18 protein-coding genes are annotated in these 18,612 nt (G+C 69.4%); 10 read left to right on the forward strand and 8 right to left on the reverse strand.

Translation table 11 applies throughout. The annotated features are described in order from the left end of the window. Genes V1227_RS12000 through V1227_RS12030 form a run of 7 tightly spaced genes read left to right on the forward strand, consistent with a single transcriptional unit; the run spans window position 1 to window position 6,939 of the window. Window positions 1-258, forward strand: coding sequence for a phosphopantetheine-binding protein (locus tag V1227_RS12000; RefSeq protein ID WP_329792587.1), 258 nt, complete (start codon window positions 1-3; stop codon window positions 256-258). Further along, entirely contained in the window at window positions 255-1,496 is a 1,242-nt protein-coding gene (locus V1227_RS12005) for a hydroxymethylglutaryl-CoA synthase family protein (RefSeq protein WP_329792588.1), read from the forward strand. The genes V1227_RS12000 and V1227_RS12005 overlap by 4 nt, the downstream gene beginning before the upstream one ends. Continuing rightward, window positions 1,493-2,236, forward strand: a complete 744-nt coding sequence (locus V1227_RS12010; RefSeq protein ID WP_329792589.1) for an enoyl-CoA hydratase/isomerase family protein — start codon at window positions 1,493-1,495, stop codon at window positions 2,234-2,236. Before V1227_RS12005 ends, V1227_RS12010 begins: the two co-directional genes overlap by 4 nt. After that, window positions 2,233-3,024 (forward strand): polyketide synthase, encoded by a 792-nt coding sequence (locus V1227_RS12015; protein ID WP_329792590.1) that lies wholly within the window; start codon window positions 2,233-2,235, stop codon window positions 3,022-3,024. Before V1227_RS12010 ends, V1227_RS12015 begins: the two co-directional genes overlap by 4 nt. Continuing rightward, window positions 3,021-4,250 (forward strand): beta-ketoacyl synthase N-terminal-like domain-containing protein, encoded by a 1,230-nt coding sequence (locus tag V1227_RS12020; protein WP_329792591.1) that lies wholly within the window; start codon window positions 3,021-3,023, stop codon window positions 4,248-4,250. The genes V1227_RS12015 and V1227_RS12020 overlap by 4 nt, the downstream gene beginning before the upstream one ends. Next, window positions 4,247-5,125: an ACP S-malonyltransferase gene (locus V1227_RS12025; RefSeq protein ID WP_329792592.1), complete on the forward strand. Its 879-nt coding sequence runs from the start codon at window positions 4,247-4,249 to the stop codon at window positions 5,123-5,125. The genes V1227_RS12020 and V1227_RS12025 overlap by 4 nt, the downstream gene beginning before the upstream one ends. Then, a complete protein-coding gene (locus V1227_RS12030; protein ID WP_329792593.1) occupies window positions 5,122-6,939 on the forward strand; it encodes a beta-ketoacyl [acyl carrier protein] synthase domain-containing protein in 1,818 nt (605 codons plus the stop codon). The genes V1227_RS12025 and V1227_RS12030 overlap by 4 nt, the downstream gene beginning before the upstream one ends. An 87-nt stretch (window positions 6,940-7,026) precedes the next feature. Here V1227_RS12030 and V1227_RS12035 read toward each other — a convergent pair whose 3' ends face one another. From V1227_RS12035 to V1227_RS12045, 3 genes are all read right to left on the reverse strand, one after another. Further along, on the reverse strand, window positions 7,027-8,211 hold the full coding sequence (locus V1227_RS12035) for a glycosyltransferase (protein WP_329792594.1): 1,185 nt from the start codon (window positions 8,209-8,211) through the stop codon (window positions 7,027-7,029). Window positions 8,212-8,313: 102 nt separating this feature from the next. Beyond that, window positions 8,314-8,766: a hypothetical protein gene (locus V1227_RS12040; RefSeq protein WP_329792595.1), complete on the reverse strand. Its 453-nt coding sequence runs from the start codon at window positions 8,764-8,766 to the stop codon at window positions 8,314-8,316. Between the two features lie 586 nt (window positions 8,767-9,352). Next, window positions 9,353-10,210, reverse strand: coding sequence for a PhzF family phenazine biosynthesis protein (locus tag V1227_RS12045; protein WP_329792596.1), 858 nt, complete (start codon window positions 10,208-10,210; stop codon window positions 9,353-9,355). Window positions 10,211-10,352: 142 nt separating this feature from the next. Here V1227_RS12045 and V1227_RS12050 point away from each other — a divergent pair, with 142 nt between their 5' ends. After that, a complete protein-coding gene (locus V1227_RS12050; protein WP_329792597.1) occupies window positions 10,353-10,814 on the forward strand; it encodes a PhzA/PhzB family protein in 462 nt (153 codons plus the stop codon). A gap of 4 nt (window positions 10,815-10,818) precedes the next feature. Next, window positions 10,819-12,345, forward strand: a complete 1,527-nt coding sequence (locus V1227_RS12055) for an FAD-dependent oxidoreductase (protein WP_329792598.1) — start codon at window positions 10,819-10,821, stop codon at window positions 12,343-12,345. Here the strand turns inward: V1227_RS12055 and V1227_RS12060 are convergent. Beyond that, a complete protein-coding gene (locus V1227_RS12060; protein ID WP_329792599.1) occupies window positions 12,316-14,247 on the reverse strand; it encodes an anthranilate synthase family protein in 1,932 nt (643 codons plus the stop codon). The genes V1227_RS12055 and V1227_RS12060 overlap by 30 nt on opposite strands. A gap of 143 nt (window positions 14,248-14,390) precedes the next feature. Between V1227_RS12060 and V1227_RS12065 the strand changes: the two genes are divergently transcribed. Continuing rightward, the gene (locus V1227_RS12065; RefSeq protein WP_329792600.1) at window positions 14,391-15,038 is read left to right on the forward strand and encodes an isochorismatase family protein; all 648 of its coding nucleotides are present in this window, start codon (window positions 14,391-14,393) and stop codon (window positions 15,036-15,038) included. A gap of 363 nt (window positions 15,039-15,401) precedes the next feature. Here the strand turns inward: V1227_RS12065 and V1227_RS12070 are convergent, their stop codons facing one another. From V1227_RS12070 to V1227_RS12085, 4 genes are all read right to left on the reverse strand, one after another. Further along, entirely contained in the window at window positions 15,402-15,884 is a 483-nt protein-coding gene (locus V1227_RS12070; protein WP_329792601.1) for a MaoC family dehydratase, read from the reverse strand. Continuing rightward, entirely contained in the window at window positions 15,881-17,116 is a 1,236-nt protein-coding gene (locus tag V1227_RS12075) for a beta-ketoacyl-[acyl-carrier-protein] synthase family protein (RefSeq protein ID WP_329792602.1), read from the reverse strand. Before V1227_RS12075 ends, V1227_RS12070 begins: the two co-directional genes overlap by 4 nt. Further along, window positions 17,116-17,361 carry an acyl carrier protein gene (locus tag V1227_RS12080; RefSeq protein ID WP_329792603.1) on the reverse strand — a complete coding sequence of 82 codons (246 nt, stop codon included), beginning with the start codon at window positions 17,359-17,361 and terminating at the stop codon, window positions 17,116-17,118. Before V1227_RS12080 ends, V1227_RS12075 begins: the two co-directional genes overlap by 1 nt. Before the next feature lie 62 nt (window positions 17,362-17,423). Further along, window positions 17,424-18,437: a beta-ketoacyl-ACP synthase III gene (locus V1227_RS12085; RefSeq protein WP_329792604.1), complete on the reverse strand. Its 1,014-nt coding sequence runs from the start codon at window positions 18,435-18,437 to the stop codon at window positions 17,424-17,426. Window positions 18,438-18,612 lie beyond the last annotated feature (175 nt).

Raw genomic sequence — 18,612 nt, forward strand, 5'->3', positions numbered from 1 at the left:
GTGGGAAGCCGAACTGGTCGCGAGGAGGTCTTCGCCGTGCTGAAGGAGCAGCTGCTCGCGGTGCTGCCGGACCTCGACCCCGCCTCGGTCGTCCCGAGCGCCAGCATGAGGTCGCTCGGTGCCGACTCGATGGATCGGATGGACGTCGTGGTCGGCACCGTCGAAGCGTTGGGCATCGACGCGGCACTGCACCGGTTCGGTGACGCCGCGAACCTCGGCGAGCTGACCGAACTGATCCTCGAGGCGGTGCCGGCATGACCGCGGTCGGCATCGAGGACATCGGCGCCTACTTCGGCACCGCCCACGTCGAGGTCGACGAGCTGTTCCAGGCTCGCGGCCTGGAACCGGCGAGGCTTGCGAACCTGTTGATGCGGCGCAAGAGCGTTGCGCTGCCGTGCGAGGACATCGTCACGATGGCGGTCAACGCCGCTCGGCCGGTGCTCGACCGCCTCGGCGCGGAGGGCAGGGCGACCATCGAGACGGTGGTCGTGGCGACCGAGAGCGGTGTGGACCTCGCGAAGTCCGCCGCGGCGTTCGCCCTTGCTTTCCTGGACCTGCCGAAGACGTGCCGGGTGTTCGAGGTCAAGCAGGCCTGTCACGGCGGTGCCGCCGCTTTCCAGATGGCGGCCGCTTCGCTCGCCGTCTCGCCGCGTCGCGGCAGGGCGCTGGTCATCGCCGGTGACGCGCCGATTCCCGTCCAGGGCAGTTACGCGGAACCCAGCCAGGGCGCCGGGGCGATCGCGGTCCTGCTCGGCGAACCACGCCTCGCCCGGTGGCACGCGGACCGCTACGGCCTGTGGAGCTTCGACAACACCGACTTCCGCCGGCCGGCGGTCGACGTCGACGTGATCAACGTCGACCTGTCCATCATGTCGTACATCGACTGCCTCATCGGCTCGTACAAGAACTACGCCGAGCACACCGCGTCCGACTTCGGCGCGTCGTTCGACGCGCTGGCGATGCACACGCCGTTCCCGGGAATGGTGCGCGGAGCGCACCGCACCGCGGCACGGCGACTGTCCGGGATGGGCGCCGCCGAGATCGACCTGGACTTCAAGAAGCGGGTCAGCGCCTCGCTGGAAGTCCCGGCCGAGGTCGGCAACATCTACTCCGGCTGCACCCTGATGGCCCTGGCGAGCTCGTTGCGCCACCATTCGACGACGACCGGTCACGAGCTCGGTGTCTACTCCTACGGAGGCGGGTGTTCGTCCGAGTTCATCGGTCTCACCGCTTCCGCGGACACCGAACGCGCGCCGGCGGCGGCACAGCTCGACGCCGCGCTGTCCGCGCGCACGAAGATCAGCGTCGAACGCTACGACGCCGTGCTCGACGTCGCTCGCCGCACCCTGCCGGGCACACCGGACGCCGATGACTGCCTTCGCGGCGTCGGAGACCTCGTCACCACGGCCGCGCACACCACAGGGCCGTTGCTGATGCTCGGTTCGATCAAGGATCACCACCGGGAGTACCTGTGGTGCGACAAGGACATGACATGACATCCGACGGTTTGCGAGTGGTCCCCAAGCCGGGTCACCTCGTGCTGGAGCTCAACGACGTCGAGTCCCGCAACGCGCTCACGCCGGCGTTGATCGCCCAGTTGCACGCCGCGCTCGACCAGGCCGAGGCCGACCCGGGGTGCCGCGCCGTCGTACTCCTCTCCGACGGCCCGGTCTTCTCCGCGGGTGCGCACATCACCGAACTCGGCGAGGCCGAGTTCAAGGGGCTGACCACCGGTCTGTGGCACCTTCTCACCCGGATGAGCTCGGGTCCGGTGCCCACCGTCGCCGTCATGCAGGGCTGGGCCAGCGGCGGTGGGGTCGGTCTGGCCGCGGCCTGCGACGTCGTGATCGCCTCGCCCGAAGTGACCCTTCAGCTCACCGAGGTCTTCTTCGGCATGCTGCCCACCATCATCATGCCGTGGATCGCCCGGCGCGTGGGAGAGCACCGGTCGCTCCGGCTGGCGATGCTCGCGGATCAGCTCACCGCCGCCGAGTCCGAGCGGATCGGACTCGTCGACATCGTGAGCGACGACCCGCGGGCGGCGATGCGCAAGGTGCTGCTCTCGTTGCGCCGCTCGGATCGTGACACCCTCGCGGACCTCAAGCAGGCGCATCAGGCCCTTTTCCCGGCCGACAACCAGTACGGGTTGATGGCGGAACGGGTGTTCGGCGCACGCCTGAACGACCCGAAGGTCTCCCAGCGGATCAAGGCATTGGTGACGGAGGGATTGTTGTGAGCAACGCCAACGCGGTTCCCGGGCAGGTGTTCGGACCGATCTCCGTGGAGTTCGAAGCGCCGATCGCCACGGTGCGCTTCGCCGATGCCGAAAACGGCAACACGTTCCGCAGAGAGTGGCTCGACCACCTCTTCCAAGCGGTCGAAGCGGCGACCGACCACCCGGACACCCGTGTGGTCATCGCGGCCGGCATGCCTTCCGTGTTCTGCGCGGGAGCGACCAGGGAGACGCTGGTCGGCATCGCCGACGGTCTGCCGCTGCCGGAGTACCGGCGGTTCGCCAGGGTCTTCGCGACGTGTCCGCTACCGGTGGTCGCCGAGATGCAGGGCCACGCGCTGGGCGGCGGACTCGTGCTCGGGCTCTACGCCGATGTCGCCGTGCTGAGCGAACGGTCGTACTACGCGGCCAACTTCATGCAGTACGGCGTCGCACCGTACGTCGGAGCGACCTACGTCGTCCCCGCCAAAATCGGGGAGGCGCTGGGCACCGAGATGTTGCTGACCGCACGCGGCTATCGCGGCATCGAGCTCAAGCAGCGCGGCTGCGGCGTGCAGGTGGTCGCGCACGACGAGGTGCCGGCCACGGCCCGCAACCTGGCCCTGATGATCGCGCGTTCGCCGCGTGCCAGCCTCGAACTGCTCAAACTCGAGCTGATGGGCAAGTGCCTCGCGGGATCGGACGCGGCGATGGAAAGGGAGCTGGAGCCCCACATGACCTCCCGCGAACTGCCCGATGTCGTCTCACTGACCGAAGAGGGTTACGGCTTGCTGCGGACCACGACGTCATGACCGCGTCCGCGGGCCGGGCTGCGGTCGCGGTGCGGGCCGCCACCGTGCTCACCCCTTCGCTCAGCAGCCTCGACCAGCTCGCGGACGTACTGCTGTCCGACGGCGACCCACCTCCGGTGCAACGCGATTGGGTGGGTCTTCTCGACGATCCGGATGTCCACCACCTGGGTGCGGAGGACGCGGCGCGGGTGCGCCGCGCCGCGAGGAGCAGCGCCGATCCGGCCAAGACGGCGGCTGTGGTCGCCGTGCGCTGTGCCCGCGAGGCCGGGCTGGCGGCGTCCGAACTCGCCGGGTGCGCGCTGATCGTGGCGGGCAACAACCTGGCCATGGACTACCAGGCGCGCACGGTGCTGGACGAGGTGCAAGGCACCCGGCGGGTGCGTCCCACTCACGCCGTGGCCTACCAGGACACCGACGCCGTCGGCGTGGTGAGCGAACTGCTCGACCTGCGTGCCGAGGGGTGGACCGTGGGCGCCGCGTCGGCCAGCGGAGCGGTGGCGGTCATCCAGGCGATGCGCCTGCTGCGCGCGGGCGATGCGCAGCGGTGCATGGTGGTCGCCCCCGCAGGGGAGCTGTCGTCGACCGAAAGGCGTGCGCTGAGCACCAGCGGCGCACTCCACCCCGGCCCCGAGCCGGTGTGCCGGCCGTTCGACGACCACCGGGAGGGTTTCGTCCCGGGACCGGCTGCGGCGGCGGTCGTGCTGGAACTCGCCGGGCAGACGGCACAGGAACCACTGGCGGTGCTGCTGGGTGCCGGGCAGCGGCTCGACGCCCGGCACGGCGCTGCCCCCGACTCGGCCGGGCAGGCCGAAGCCATGCGCGCCGCGATGCTCGCCGCCGGGATCGAACCCGCCGATGTCGGTTATCTCAGCGCGCACGCCACTGGTTCACGGGTCGGAGACGAGTGCGAGGCCCGCGCCATCGCGCAGGTCTTCGGCGTCGGCGCGGGGCCACTCGTCAACTCCACCAAGGCTTTCCTCGGCCACGCACTCACCGCGGCGGGATTGGTCGAGCTCATCGCCACCGTGGTGCAGCTGCGTCACGGCCGGGTGCACGGCAACCCGAACACCAGCAGTCCCATGCCTGACGTGGGTGGGCGTTTGGCGGGGCGCACCTCCAGCCGGCTCGACCGGCCTGTAGCGCTCACCAACAGCTTCGGTTTCAGCGGCATCAACACCTCCATCGCACTCACCACCGAGACCATCCAGACGAGGGAAGCTCGATGACTGTTGTTTTCCTGTTCCCAGGACAGGGTGTGCAGCGTCAGAACATGGGGGTCGAGCTCTTCGCGCGATTCCCCGCCCTGACCGGAGCCGCCTCGGCGACCCTCGGCTACGACCTGCGTGAACTCTGCGCCGACGAGGAGCGGCTCGCCCAGACCCGCTACACCCAGCCCGCCACCTACGTGGTCAGCGCCCTGGCCCTGCGAGCCGCCCGCGAGGACGGGCTGAGCCCCGATGTCGCGCTGGGGCACAGCCTCGGTGAGTACAACGCCCTGGAAGCAGCGGGGGTGTTCGGCTTCCTCGAAGGGCTCGAGCTGGTGCGGCTGCGCGCCGAGATCACTTCCCAGGCCGCTGTCGGCGCGATGACGGCCGTGCAGGGGCTGGCCGAGGAGACCGTGTGCGAAGCGCTGGGCGATCCGCGGTTGCGGGGCGTCGAGGCCGTCAACTTCAACTCGCCGACGCAGACGGTCCTGGCGGGTCCTGAGAGCGCTCTCGCGGCGGCGGAACAGCGGATGCGCGATCTCGGTGCCGCGGATGTGCGGCGACTGGCGATCACCGGCGCGTTCCACAGCAGTCACATGCGGGAGGCCGCGGCTGACTTCGGGGCGCGGCTGGAGCGGTTCTCCTTCGAGGAGCCCGCCATTCCGGTCGTGTCCAACCTGACCGCGCGTCCGCACAGTGCGGCGGACATCGCCGGTTCCCTGGTCCGGCACGTGCACAGCCCTGTGCGCTGGCACCAGTCCGTGACGTGGGTGGTCGAGAACTTCCAGGACGTGTCCTTCCACCAGCCGGGCGCCAGCCAGGTGCTGGTGAGGATGTTGCGGCAGATCCCCGCCGCGGCGAACCTGCTCTCCGCCGCCACGGGAGGTGCGCGGTGAGCGCCGGCAAAGCAGCGCCCGTCGCCATCATCGGCATGGCCGCGCGGGTGCCCGGTGCGGAGGACGCCGACGCGTTCTGGCGCCTGCTCGCCGAGGGCAGGTGCACCTCGTCCCCCGCGATTCCCGGCCGGTTGCACGACTACCGCGCCGACTTGGGCGGCACGCCGGACCCGGTCGTGTCCCTGCTGCCGGACGTGGGCGACTTCGAGCCGGGACTGTTCCAGATCACGCCGCGGATGGCCGTCTGGATGGACCCCCAGCAGCGCTTGATGCTCGAAGCCACCTGGCACGCCCTGGAGAGCGCCGGCCTGGCACCCGACTCGCTCGCGGGGCGCGACGTCGGGGTGTTCGTCTCCACCACGAGCTCCGACATGCGCGACCGCGCCGCGGACCTGCACCTCGTCGACCGCTACAGCGCGATCGGGCTCCTGCTGACCTTCGCCTCGGCGCGGATCTCGCACCAGTTCGACCTGCGCGGTCCCAGCATCACGCTGGACACCGCCTGCGCGGGCGGTCTGACGGCGGTGGCCCAAGCGGTGTCGGGGCTTCGCGCGGGTGAACTCGACATGGCGATCGCCGGGAGCCCGAACATCTACCTGCACGGCCACATGCAGGCCGTGATGCACCGGTTCGGCGCTCTCTCGCCGACAGGGCAGGCCCGTTGCTTCAGCGCGGACGCCGACGGCTACATCCGCGGTGAAGGGGTGTTCTGCTTCGTCCTCAAACGCCTGGAGGACGCGGTGGCCGACGGCGACCCGGTGCTCGCGGTCATCAGGGGAAGCGCGCTGAACCACGACGGCCGGCGTGGCACGCTGACCCGCTCCGACGCCGAGTCCCAGGTGGAGCTGATGAGCCGCGCACTGGCGCAGGCGGATCTGCCCCCTTCCGCGCTGGGGTACATGGAGTCGCACGCCGCAGGCACCGGCAAGGGCGATCCCATCGAGGTGCAGGCCGTGGTCGAGCTGCTGCGGTCGCAAGGGGGACGACCGACCGCCGCCGGGCCCGACGGCAAGCTGTGGATGGGTTCGGTGAAGGGCAACATCGGTCACCTCGAAGGCGCGGCGGGGGCGGCGAGCCTGGCCAAGGCCGTGCAGGTGCTGCGGTACCGCACGATTCCCCTCACCGCCGGTTTCACGGCGCCGCATCCCGACATCCCCGCGGACCGCGGTCCGGTGGACATCGCGGCACGAGCGGTTCCCTGGCCTGAGGGCCCGGCCCGCAGGGCCGGCATCACCGCACTGGGAGTCGGTGGGGCCAACGCCCACATCGTGCTCGAGGAAGCGCCCGAGCTCGACAGCTCCGGCTGGCAGCGGGCCGGCCGCTGGCCGGTGCCGGTGAGCGCGCGCACCGAGCGCAGTCTGCACCGTTTGCTGACCGAGCTGGCCGACCTGCTGCCCCACGGCAGGCAGGACCCGGCGGGCGGACCGGGGCTCGCGCCGCCGGATTTCACCGCCGCCGTGTGGACCCTCCAGACGGGACGTGCTCAGCTGGCACAGCGGGTCGTCATCCTCGCCGGGGATGCGGGTGAGTTCGCGGTCGCGGCTCGCGCATTCGTGCGCGGCGAGTCGCACCCGTTGGTGCTGCACACCACGTCCGACCCCGCGGACCTGACCACCGCTGAGTGCCACGTGCCGGAGCCGGACCTGGAGGTCGCTGCTCGCTGGCTCGCCGGCGAGCGCGTCGAGTGGGCCGACCTGTGGCCGGAAGCGCAGCGCCCGCGGCGCGTTCCGTTGTCCGCCTATCCGTTCGACCGGACCACGTTCTGGCACGAGTCCTTCGGGCCGCTCGCCACTGCCGGCTCCGACGCGACGTAGCGAGCGCGGAACGGTACGGGGGTGCTTCGACGAGTGCGCGACCCGCGGCTGGGCCGGGGTCGCGCCAGATCGTCAGTGTCGCCGGCACTAGTGACCGGTCGAACGCCCGCTTCCGCTTTCCACCAACGACTGGAGGTCGGCGACGAACGTCTCGAGCGGCGGCAGGGCGAGCATGTCGCGGCGGATCCGCCTGGCGTTGTTCCGGTAGCGCGGGTCTTCCAGGACCTTCCGGCAGGCGGCCAGGACGTCGTCGGCCGTCATGGTCTCCGTGCGCAACTGCTCGCCGACACCGGCTTCCGCGCACCTGCGCGCGTTGTACGGCTGTTCCGAGAACAGGGGCGTGCAGACGAGCGGGACGCCCCCTCGCATCGCTTCGCGGACGCTGTTGTGACCGGCGTGGGTGATGAAGAGGTCGCAGCACTCCAGCAGGAGCGGCTGGGGAACCGACTCCACCAGGACCACAGTGGACGGCAGGGAGCCGAACGCCTCGTGTGCGACGCCGCGCCCTGTGCTGATCACCGCGACGCAGTCCAGCTGCGTCACGGCCGTGACAACGGATTTGAGCAGAGAGGGCCCGTCTGACGCGAACGTGGCCAGCGTGCCCAAGCTCGCGAACACCCACGGCTCGTCGGTGGGCAACCCCGCCAGGACAGGCGGTAGGGCGTCGCCCCGCCTGCCGGGGTTCTCGTGCCGGTAGAACCTGGAGCGGGGCACGGCGGCCTCTGCCGGGTCGTAGGTCTCGGGCATCAGGCAAGCGTGCAGGTGGCGGAAGCTCGCCTCCCCGGCGGGATCCGGCGGCAGACCGAACGAGGCCCGCAGCGGGGCCATCAGCGGCGCGAGCGTGGAAGGCGGCGAGATCACGTTGACCGCGCCACCGATCGCGACGGAGGCGTGCGGCACGCCGAGCACCTCCGCGGCGAGCACGCCGCCGAACTCGAGCGTGCTGCGGACGATGACGTCGGGGTTCCACCCCGAGCCGATGACGTCCTCGGCCATCGCCTCGGCCGGAGGGCCGATGAAGAAGTCCACCGTCCTCTCCATCGCCGAGAGGTCCGCGAACGTCGTGCCGGATTCCTCCAGCGTCCGCGCCACGAGCTCCAGGATGTCGAGACCCGCCGGCAGGTGGTCGATCCCGTAGGCGGCGATGTCCTCGGCGGAGGTCGCGGCGGTGGCGATCGCGACCGTGTGCCCCGCGGCCTCGGCGGCCCTGATGACCGGCACCAGCGCCCGGATGTGGGACGGTGAATTGGCGACGGTGAAGAGAATCCGCAAGGACGTGCTCCGATCGTGATGACCACCTGCTGCGGCGGAACCCGGCGACTGACGAGGGTCCCCGGTTGCGGTGGTCGCTTTCGTCGTAGGTCGTGAACCGGGTCAGCAGCGCTCGACGACGAGCGCGGTCGCGGTGAAGCCCGCGCCGAGGCCGACGAGCAGCGCACAGCCGCCCGTGGTCAGCATGTCGAGGCGGAGGAGGTCGTCGAGGTTGGCGATCGTGTCACCCGCACCGAGGTGCCCTGTGGTGTCTCCGAACGCCACAAGGTGGTCACGCGCGGCTTCAGGCAGCGCGGGGAGCACGGTGTACCTGACGGTTTCCGGGCGCAGTCGTGCGGTGCACACGACCTGGATGCGATCGGCGTCGTGCAGATCCGCGTCGGACAGCGCCTGCTGCACCGCCGTGCCGACGGTGGCGCGGATTTCCTGGGCGGTTGTGCGGAATTCGAGCAGGGCTGCGCTGTTGTCGAGCGCGGGTGGGAGCGGCCGGAAGGGGTGGAAACGGGGGAAGGCGTTTTCCAGCCGGGGGTTGCCGGCCCGGCCGGTGGTCAGCACGACCAGCGGTCCCCGGTCGCGGTGTCCGGAGCCGCGCGACGGACCGGTGGGCCAGGTGGGCCCCGGACGACCCGCGGCGATCTCCTCCAACGGAGTCGTGGCCTTCGGGCGCGGACTTCCAGGTTGGCGAGCAGGAAGCGGCCGGCGTGACGGGGAGGTCACGCCAGGGCCTGCCGACCGGCTCCTCGAGCATCTCGTCAGTCCTGTTCCACTCGGCTGGTCCTCCTGCTGAGCCTAGGAACGGTGCGCTTGGTGTGACTGCGGGTTTCCGCAGTGCTTTGCGGTGGATCCACAGGTCCGGCGCACCTGCGGATTTCCGGACGCGGATGAGACTTGGTGCGGCGACGGCACTTGTGCGAGCAGGTGGCCTCGTCGTTTGCAGTGACCGAGGCCAGCTTGGCAGGCAGGCGGCGGAGCTCGGGCCAGGTGAAGTCGATCATGCCCTGATCGCCGTGAGTTCTTCTCCTTTGCGGCACAGGATCTGGTCACGGCGATCCAGGCCAGGTTCAGCAGTGTGCGACGGCGGGCCCGCACCAGACTTCACACGCGGAATCGCACGTCACGATGCCCATGTCGCCTCGCGGTCTCACGAGGCGAGCTCGGCGCCTTCGAGCAAGAAGTCGCCTTGGGCGACGGGCACCGCGGTCCCGCTGACCACGATCCGCTCCGGGCGCTCGCCGGAACCCCACGCCGTTGCCACCATCGTCGACGGACGTCCCATCTCGACGCCCTGACGGATCTCGATGCGGTCGCCGTAGGCGATCCTGCCGGTCCTGGCCAGGTGCACCGCGAGCGGGCCCGCGGCCGAGCCGGTTGCCGCGTCTTCGGTGACCCCGTAGGCCGGGGAGAACATCCTTGCCCGCCACTGCGTTCCCTCACCGGCGAAGCAGAAGGCGCTCATGTCGGGCAGGGTCGCGAGTACCCGCAGGTCCGGCTTGAGGCTGGAGAGCTGCTCGATGTCGCGCACGGGGAACAAGACGTGCCGGGGGCCGTTGCGGTAGGCGAACACCGTCGGTTCTGCCGGGCGCACGCCCAGGCCCTCCGCGAGGACCTCAGCGTGTTCGTACGGCTCCCAGACCGGGATCGGCTGTGCCATGCTCGCCGAGATCGATCCGCCGGAGCCGCGTTCGAAGGTGAAGTCGACGTTGCCCACGAGCGTCTCCATGACGAGGGAGCTGCGGTCCGACTGGTGTGCCAGCGCGATCGCGGTTCCCAGGGTCGGATGCCCGGCGAAGGGGAGCTCGCACGTCGGGGTGAAGATGCGGACCCGCACGTCCCCGGTTCCCTCTGCGGGGAGCACGAACGTGGTTTCCGAGAGGTGGGTTTCCACGGCGATCGCCTGCATCTGCGCCGACGACAACCCCGAGGCCGCCAGAAGGACGGCGACCGGATTCCCTTCGAGCGGAGTGCCGGTGAACACATCCATGATCACGTAGCGGTACATGGTTGCGACAGTAGTGAGTGTGCCCGACCGCTTCCAGCGAACGTGGTCGCGGCTGTTGCGGATCGGCTTGTGACGATCAATGATGTCCTTGTCCCGTCAAGGAGGAACCGTGTCGGAGAAGACCAGTACGGGTAACAGCTTTGTGGACGATGCTGAACTGCGTCGCAGCAACCGGGCCGTCGTGGAGGAGTACCTCCGCGTGACCGAAGGACCGCCCCGGTTGGAGCGGCACCGCTTGTACGCCGAGGACGCCCACGGAGGTTTGTGGACGACCGACACCGGGCGACCGGCTGCTGTCCGCGGCCGCGAGAAGCTCGCCGAGATGGCCGCGTGGTCACTGGAGTGCTTCCCGGACTGGAAGTGGTCCAACATCGAGGTCTTCGAGACCCAGGACCCGAACCACTTCTGGGTCGAGTGCGACGGGGAGGGCCAGATCCTGTTCCCCGACTACCCGCCGGGGATCTACCGCAACCACTTCATCCACTCGTTCAAGCTGCGTGACGGCAAGATCATCGAGTTGCGGGAGTTCATGAACCCGTGCGAGCAGATGCGGGCGCTGGGGATCGAGGTGCCGCTGATCACCCGGGGCGGCATCCCCGAGTAGCGGCATGGTCAAGGTCGTGGTGCTCGGCTCCGGTGCCGCCGGACTCGCTGCCGCGCTGGCCGCGCGAGCAGCCGGAGCCGAGGTGACGCTCGTCGAGGCGACGTCGACGATCGGCGGCACGACGGCGCTGTCGAGCGGCGCGGTGTGGGTGCCGGGAAACCACGTCGGTGGATCGACCGTGGACAGCATCGAGCAGGCTCGTCTGTACCTCGGGTCCCTCTCCGCCGGAGACACCGCGCCCGCGCTGCTCGAGAGCTATCTCGTCAAGGCACCCCAGGTGGCGCGCAGGCTCGAGGACACCACCACGTTGCGGTGGCAGCCGTTGCCCTACCCCGACTGCCACCGCGAGCGTCCGGGCGGTATGGGATCCGGGGTGCGGTCGCTGGAACCGTTGCCGCTCACGGTGCCCGCATCGGTTTCCGCCCTCATGCGTCCCTCATCGCCGTGGCGGCCGCCGTTGACCGTCACGGAGATGACCTCCGGCGCGGCCACGCCGGAGTTGGTGGCCGAGCGGTTGCGCACCGGAACGCTGGTGGGCGGACAGGCGATGGTGGGTGCGCTGCTGAGCGCGGTGCTCGACGCCGGTGTCGAGGTGCGGATCTCGACCAGGGTGACCGACTGGTCACCGGACGGTGTCGTCATCGACGGCGAACGCCACCGGGCTCGGGTCGTGCTGGCGACCGGTGGCTTCGAGCGGAACTCCGCACTGCTGAAGACGTTCCTGCGAGCACCGGTGCGCGGCCTGATCGGCGCACCGGGTTCGCGAGGTGACGGGCTGCGGCTGGCGATGGCCGCGGGAGCGGCGCTGGGCGCCATGTCCGAGGCGTGGTGGTGCCCGTCCCTTCGTGTTCCGGGCGACGAAATCGACGGAGAACCGGTGTACCGGATGCTGTTCGCCGAGCGCGCCCGTCCAGGGGTGATCATGGTCGACCAGCGCGGACGCCGGTTCACCAACGAGGCGCAGAACTACAACGACGTCGGCCGGGCCATGCACGCTTTCTCCGCGGAGGACTTCCGTTTCGACGCCGATCCGTCCTGGATGGTCTTCGACGCCGCGGTGCGCGAACGCCATCCGATCGGCTCGGTGCGTCCCGGCGATCCGGAACCCGAGTGGTTGCTGCGGGCGGACACGACCGCCGAACTCGCGAAGCTCATGGGCGTGCACCCGGTTACGTTCGTCGACGCGGTCGACCGGTTCAACAGGAACGCGGAGGCCGGTTCGGATCCCGATTTCGGCCGTGGTCGAGGGGAGTACGACCGCGCGGGTGGGGAACCCACCCTCCGGCCGTTGAGCGAGCCGCCGTACTTCGCCGTCATGGTGCACGCCGGCCTCGGCGGCACCAAGGGCGGACCGAGGACCGACGAGCACGGCCGAGTGGTGCATGTGGACGGTTCGGTGATCCCTGGGCTCTACGCGGCGGGCAACGCCGCGGCGAGCCCGTTCGGACTGGCCTACCCGGGTACGGGAACGACACTCGGGCAAGCACTCACCTTCGGTGACTCAGCCGGCCAGGCCGCGGCCACCGACTGAGCAACGGGCCGGAACCGGCGGTGCGAACAACGACGACGTCACCTCGTCGAGGATCTCCACACCGTCAAGGGACAGCACGGATTCAGGGTGGAACTGCAAGGAAGCGAAAGTCCTGCCGCGCAGCGCATGCACTTCACCGGTGTCATGGTCGCGGATGATCTCCACCGGCCCGTCCAGCAGTGGATGTCGTAGCAGGTCGGCGGTGGACACCGCGCTGAACGTGTTGTAGAAGCCGACCGTGCGCCGGGTGCCGAACAGCGTGATCTCCCGCTGTTCACCCTGGTGGGGAACCTCCCTGCGCACCACCCGCAGACCCAGCAGTGCCGAAAGGATCTGGTGGCTCAAGCACACCGACAGCATCGGCGTGCCGGTGCTCAACGCGTTTCCGGTCAAGGCGCGCAGGGCGGCCATCCTGGAACACTCGTGGTCGAGCGGATCGCCCGGACCTGGGCCGAGGACAACGAGGTCGAAGTCCTCCACGTCGACGGCGTCACTGTGCCGGTGCACCACCGGTTCCAGGCCCAGCGCCGACAGCTGAACGCCCAGCATCGCGGTGAAACCGTCTTCGGCATCCACGACCAGCGCCCGCCGTCCAGCCAGCAACGGGTTCACCCTCTGCCGCGACTCCGGAGGACGCTGCCAGAAGGCCGAAAGACGCTGGGATCGCTGCGACAACGCGTGGACGACCGCAGGCTGCCCCGACAGTCGTGGTGGGGCCGGGGACGGCGCGCTCCCCCTTCCCGGTTCGACGACACCCAGCGCACCCAGCAGGCCGGAGATCTTCGCGCGGGTCTCAGCGACCTCGGCATCCGGATCGGAGTGCCGCACCAGCGTGGCGCCCACACCGGCGCTCAGCCGTCCGGCACCGTCGATCTCGGCGGAGCGGATGAAGATCGCGGAATCGACGGCCGCCTCCCCCGCCGGACCGGTCTCGACCAGGGCGACCACACCCGAGTAGTAGCCACGCCCCTCGGTCTCATGTTCGGCGATGACCTCGAAGGCGCTCCGCAACGGGCTGCCCACGACCGTGGGAGCGAACATGGTCGCGCGCAACTGCTCCTTGGGACTCAGTTCGGTTCGTCCGGACACCAGGTACTCGGTGTGCGCGAGCCGGGTCATCTCCCGCAGCCGCGGGCCGCTCACCTGGCCGCCCAGCCGACACATCGCCGCCATCATCTTCAGCTCTTCGTCCAAGACCATGTTCAGCTCGTCGATCTCCTTGCCGTCAGCCAGGAACTCGAGCAGCCCAGGCAGGTCCGGACCTTCCGGAGGATGCCGGTACGTCCCGCTGATGGGATTCATGACGGCAGTGCCGGCGGACGACCTCAGGTGCAGCTCGGGGCTGGCGCCGACGAACGTGCGCTCGCCGGTGTGCACGAGGAAGGTCCAGTACGCCCCCTGTTCCGCGGTGAGCAGATGGGAGAAGATGGACAGCGCGGTCCGGAGGGAGTAGTCGGCGAGATCGGCGGTGAAAGTGCGTTTCACGACGAAGTTCGAGCCCTCGCCCCGGCCGATCTGCTCGGCCAGCACCCTGCGGACGATTTCGGCGTACTCCCGGTCGTCGAGGTCGAAACCAGCTCTGTCCACCTCGACCGGGTCGCGGGGCAGCGCGAGCAAGGCCTGGTCCAGATGCGCCCGCAGCCGCTCCTCGACCCGAAAAACAAACAGCGGCACGCCATCGTCATTGCACGGCAGACCGAACTCGGACAGCTGCCGGTACGGGATTACGACAAAGACGTCCTTCCCCCGCGGCAACACGACGTTCTCGAGCAATTGGCCCTCTTGTGACGAGAGTCTCAACAGCTCGACAAAATTCCCCTGAGCCGGACGATGCAGAAGCGCGAATGGTTGCCGGCCTGAGGACAGCAATCCGTCGACAGCCGTTGCGTAGCTCGCTTCCATGGCTTCCGCCCTTTCCGGTTGCGCACCATAAGCACGGTATACATCTCGGATGACATGTACAATGAGGAAGCCGAGTTTTTATGCGGAAGACAGCCGACACAAGGGCGAGTAAGACCCCCGCGAACTATTAAGAGTGAGGTGCTGTGTCGATCCCCACCATATCTCCGTACTTCATGCCCAAACGAGCCGAACTCCCCCCGGACGTCGTCGGCTGGCGCCTTTCGGCAGATCGCGCAGCACTGCTCATCCACGACATGCAGAACTTCTTCGTCAACTTCTTCCCGGAGGATCAACCACCGAGGACCCACCTGCTCGAGAACGTGGTCCGGTTGCGCCGGCGGTGCGCCGAGCTCGGCATTCCGGTGTGGTACACCGCCCAACCGGGCCGGATGACCGAAGAGCAGCGAGGGCTGCTCAAGGACATCTGGGGTCCGGGCATGACCAGCGGCCCCGAAGACGCCGCGATCGTCTCCGAACTGAGCCCGGCGGAGAACGATCGGGTGCTCACGAAGTGGCGGTACAGCGCCTTCCACCAGTCGACACTGCTGCGGGAACTGACGGAGCAGGGGCGCGACCAGCTGATCATCTGCGGCGTGTACGCGCACGTGGGGTGCCTCGCCACCGCAATGGACGCCTACGCCAACAACATCCAACCGTTCTTGGTCTCCGACGCGATCGCGGATTTCACGAGCGAGTACCATCAGTTGGCGATTGACTGCGCCTCGCGACTGTGCGCAGCGACCCCAGGAATCGACAGCGTGCTCGCGGACCTCTCACCCACAACTGGCTGACCTCCTCGAATGGAGTAATCCTTCGACGTTCCGCAGTGCCTTCAAAGCGAGGCACCAGTCGGCGCATTGTCGCGGTTTCGCCCGAGATCGGGCGGTTGAAAAATTCCTGCGGTAGCGGGGAACAGCCGCGAGCCACGCTCGAGGCTCGCGGCGACCGCGGCGGTGCGAATGGCCTGGCGACCCAGTTGGCGGGCTGAACGCAGACTCGGTTCGAACTCAGCGACCTGGAGAACCGGTCGAGTTCATCGCAACCGCCATGTCCTTCCAACAACGCTGAAGAGCAGGCGCGAGACATTCCAGGAGCTCGCGGACATCCCGGGCGCCGAACGAACGACTCGTTCCACGGCGCCTCCCGCTCGGCGATCACCGTTCCGCTGCTGTCGCAACCCCCTGGTACAGCATCAGCACGTCCACCGTGTACGCAGGTTTCGGCTTGCCCTCGACGTCGACCCTCACTGACAGAACGGTCTCGGTGAAGTTCCGCGGCCGAGACCGTGCCGAGGCCAGCGCGGCCGTGGCGCGGATTCGTCCGCCCGCGGGGACCGGCGTGGTGAAGCGCAGCCTGTCGACGCCTTTGTTGACCACCGCGGACACCCCGTCCACGCGGAAGATCCCGTCGAGCATGGGGATGAGCAACGACAGCGTGAGAAAGCCGTGCGCGACAGGCCCTCCGAAGGGACCGGCGTCGGCTGCAGGGCCCGACTGGTGGATCCACTGGTGGTCGTGGGTCACCTGGGCGAAGCCGTCCACAGTGGACTGTGCGACGGGGAACCACCCGCTGGTGCCGAGCGTCTCTCCGACGAGGTCGAGCAGGACCGCCGGGGAGGAGATCAGGCGTGCGGTCATGCCGGCGTGACCACCAGAACGGCGTTCTGGCCACCGAAGCCGAACGAGTTGCTGACAGCGGCGCGGAACGTTCCACTCCTCGGAGCCTTGGCCACGACGTCGACCTCGACCTCCGGGTCGAGCGAGTCGAGGTTCGCGGTCGGTGGGACGACGCCGTCGCGCAACGCCAGAACCGAGCACACGGCTTCGATCGCGCCCGCGGCGCCCAGCGCATGCCCCATGACGCCCTTGGTCGAGGTGACGGCGACGTGGTCGTCGAAGACCCGCCGGATCGCCCGGCTCTCGGTGACGTCGTTGACCTTGGTGGAGGTGCCGTGGGCGTTGACGTGGTCGATGTCCGCCGCGGACAGTCCGGCGTCCTGCAGTGCTGACCGCACAGCCCGTTCCACGGCGGCACCGGACGGATCCGGCGCCGTCGCGTGATGTGCGTCCGCGGACGCACCGTAACCGCTGATCATCCCGTGCACCCGAGCGCCGCGGGCGCGGGCGTCGGTGTCCCGCTCCAGCACCAGGACCGCGGCTCCCTCCGCCGCGACGAAGCCGTCGCGGTCCACGTCGAACGGCCGCGAGGCCGCCCGCGGGTTCTCGGTGCGACGGGACAACGCGCCCATCCTGTCGAAGCCGGCGATCATCGTGCGTCCGAGGGGCGCCTCCGTTCCACCGGTGATCACCACATCGCACCGGTCGCTGCGCAAGAGTTCGCGCGCGGTGCCGATCGCCGTGGTGCCGGAAGCGCAGGCGGTGGCGGTGACGAGGTTCGGGCCACCGGCACCGCACTCCATGGCGAGGTGGCCCGCCGTCATGTTGGGCGCGCACATCGGCACCAGCAACGGTGAAACGGCACCGGCACCGGCGGAGTCGAACTCCCTTTGCTGCAGCTCGTAGGTCTGCACGCCGCCGAGCGCGTTGCCCAGCACCACCGCCACCCGCGCTCCGTCCCAAACGGACGGATCGAGACCGGAGTCGTGCAACGCTTCGCGCAGTGCGACGATCGCGAGCTGCGTGGACCGGTCCAGTCGCCAGGCCGTCCGCCTGCCGAGTTGCTCGTCGGCGTCGAAACCCGGTACCCGGCAGGAGAAGTCGACACGCATGCCCTCCAGCGCCGGATCAGCGGCTGCGGCCGGCTCCGCCGCGAGGACGGTGCGCCAAGCGTGCTCGACGCCGACTCCGGCGGGGGTGACCAGACCCAGTCCGGTCACCGCCGCGTGGAACTCCGTGCTCGACCGCGACATCAGGCGGCGACCGTCCTCGCGTCGATCAGCTCCGCGACGTCCTGGACGGACTGGTCGGGAGTGATCTCCTGCTCGTCCACCTCGACGCCGAACTCCTTCTGCGCCACCATCGCGAGCTCCACCAGTGCGAGCGAGTCGAAGTCCAGCTCCTCGAAGGTCGCCGTGCCGCTCACGCGTTGCGCGGATGCGCCGAAGTGCGTCACGAGCAGCGTCGTCAGCCGGTCCAGCGTGTTGTCGGCGTTCATGGGTGTTCTCCTGATTGTCGTCGTGAAAGCGTTGCCGTGCGCCGGAACCGCGGTCGCCGAGGTCAGCCGATCTCCAGCTCCGGCCAGGTCAGCACGGTGGAACCCCAGCCGAGGCCCGCACCGAAGGACGTGACGAGGACGCGGTGGCCGGGGACGATGTCACCGGCCGCCGCAGCGTCGGCGAGCACCAGCGGGATGGAGGCGGCCACGGTGTTGCCGACCCGGTCGACGTTCACGACCAGGCGGTCCTCCTCCACCTCGAGGTTGCGGGCGACGGCCGAGAGGATGCGCGCGTTCGCCTGATGACAGGCGAACCTGTCCACGTCCTCGATGCGCCAGCCCGCCCGCCGGAGAACCTTGCCGGCCGACTCGCTCATCCTGGTGACGGCGTTGCGGAACACCGGCTGGCCGTCCATCTGGAAGTGGACGTCGGCGGGGTCGAGGGGCAACCCGGAACCGCGCTGTTGCGAGCCGCCCGCCGGCACGATCAGCAGGTCCGAGAGGGAGCCGTCCGCGCCCAGGTCGAACGGGCCGAGCGCACCCGGCTCGTCAGCCGTCCCCGCGCGGAGGACCACCGCACCCGCACCGTCACCGAAGATCGCGACAGTCGTGCGGTCCTCCGGGTTCAACACCGTGGTGAACGTGTCCGCGCCGATCACCAGGACGCGCGTGGCGCTCCCGGCGGCGATGTGCCCCGCGGCGGTTGCGAGCGCGTACACGAAACCCGCGCACACGGCGTTGAGGTCGAACGCCGGCACGCCGGTCAGCCCGAGGCGATGGGCGACCTCGGGTGCCGTGGACGGGCAGGGGTGGTCCGGGGTCGTCGTGGCCACGATGACGAGGTCCACGTCCGTCGACCCGGAGGACTTGAGCGCACGGGCTCCGGCCTCCACCGCGAGCGTCGAGGTGGACATGCCGGGATCGATCACGCGGCGTTCCCTGATCCCCGTCCGGGACCGGATCCACTCGTCGGTCGTCTCGAGCCGTTGGGCGAGATCGTCGTTGGTCACCACCCTCGGCGGCAACCACGTGCCGATCCCGCACAGCACCGCGGCAAGGCCGTGATCCGCTGGCATACCCGCTCCTGTCACCCGCACACGCGGCATCGACGACTTCGCACCGCTCGGAGGCCCGGCACCGGACCGGCCCTCCACCGGTAGGACTTCGGCGACGGTAGGCACCGCGAAGCGGAAATCTGCTGTGGAACTCCGCAGAACTCCCCACGCGACCGCAGTCCGTCATCGACGCGAA

The sequence above is a fragment of the Lentzea sp. DG1S-22 genome (assembly GCF_036321065.1).
GTDB lineage: Bacteria > Actinomycetota > Actinomycetes > Mycobacteriales > Pseudonocardiaceae > Lentzea > Lentzea jiangxiensis.

What these genes read in the sequence shown, in the direction of transcription:
- V1227_RS12005 (WP_329792588.1), top strand. Translation starts at nt 255, where the DNA reads ATGACCGCGGTCGGCATCGAGGACATCGGCGCCTACTTCGGCACCGCC.
- V1227_RS12010 (WP_329792589.1), top strand. Translation starts at nt 1,493, where the DNA reads ATGACATCCGACGGTTTGCGAGTGGTCCCCAAGCCGGGTCACCTCGTG.
- V1227_RS12020 (WP_329792591.1), top strand. Translation starts at nt 3,021, where the DNA reads ATGACCGCGTCCGCGGGCCGGGCTGCGGTCGCGGTGCGGGCCGCCACC.
- V1227_RS12025 (WP_329792592.1), top strand. Translation starts at nt 4,247, where the DNA reads ATGACTGTTGTTTTCCTGTTCCCAGGACAGGGTGTGCAGCGTCAGAAC.
- V1227_RS12045 (WP_329792596.1), bottom strand. Translation starts at nt 10,210, where the DNA reads ATGTACCGCTACGTGATCATGGATGTGTTCACCGGCACTCCGCTCGAA.
- V1227_RS12055 (WP_329792598.1), top strand. Translation starts at nt 10,819, where the DNA reads ATGGTCAAGGTCGTGGTGCTCGGCTCCGGTGCCGCCGGACTCGCTGCC.
- V1227_RS12060 (WP_329792599.1), bottom strand. Translation starts at nt 14,247, where the DNA reads ATGGAAGCGAGCTACGCAACGGCTGTCGACGGATTGCTGTCCTCAGGC.
- V1227_RS12070 (WP_329792601.1), bottom strand. Translation starts at nt 15,884, where the DNA reads ATGACCGCACGCCTGATCTCCTCCCCGGCGGTCCTGCTCGACCTCGTC.
- V1227_RS12075 (WP_329792602.1), bottom strand. Translation starts at nt 17,116, where the DNA reads ATGTCGCGGTCGAGCACGGAGTTCCACGCGGCGGTGACCGGACTGGGT.
- V1227_RS12080 (WP_329792603.1), bottom strand. Translation starts at nt 17,361, where the DNA reads ATGAACGCCGACAACACGCTGGACCGGCTGACGACGCTGCTCGTGACG.
- V1227_RS12085 (WP_329792604.1), bottom strand. Translation starts at nt 18,437, where the DNA reads ATGCCAGCGGATCACGGCCTTGCCGCGGTGCTGTGCGGGATCGGCACG.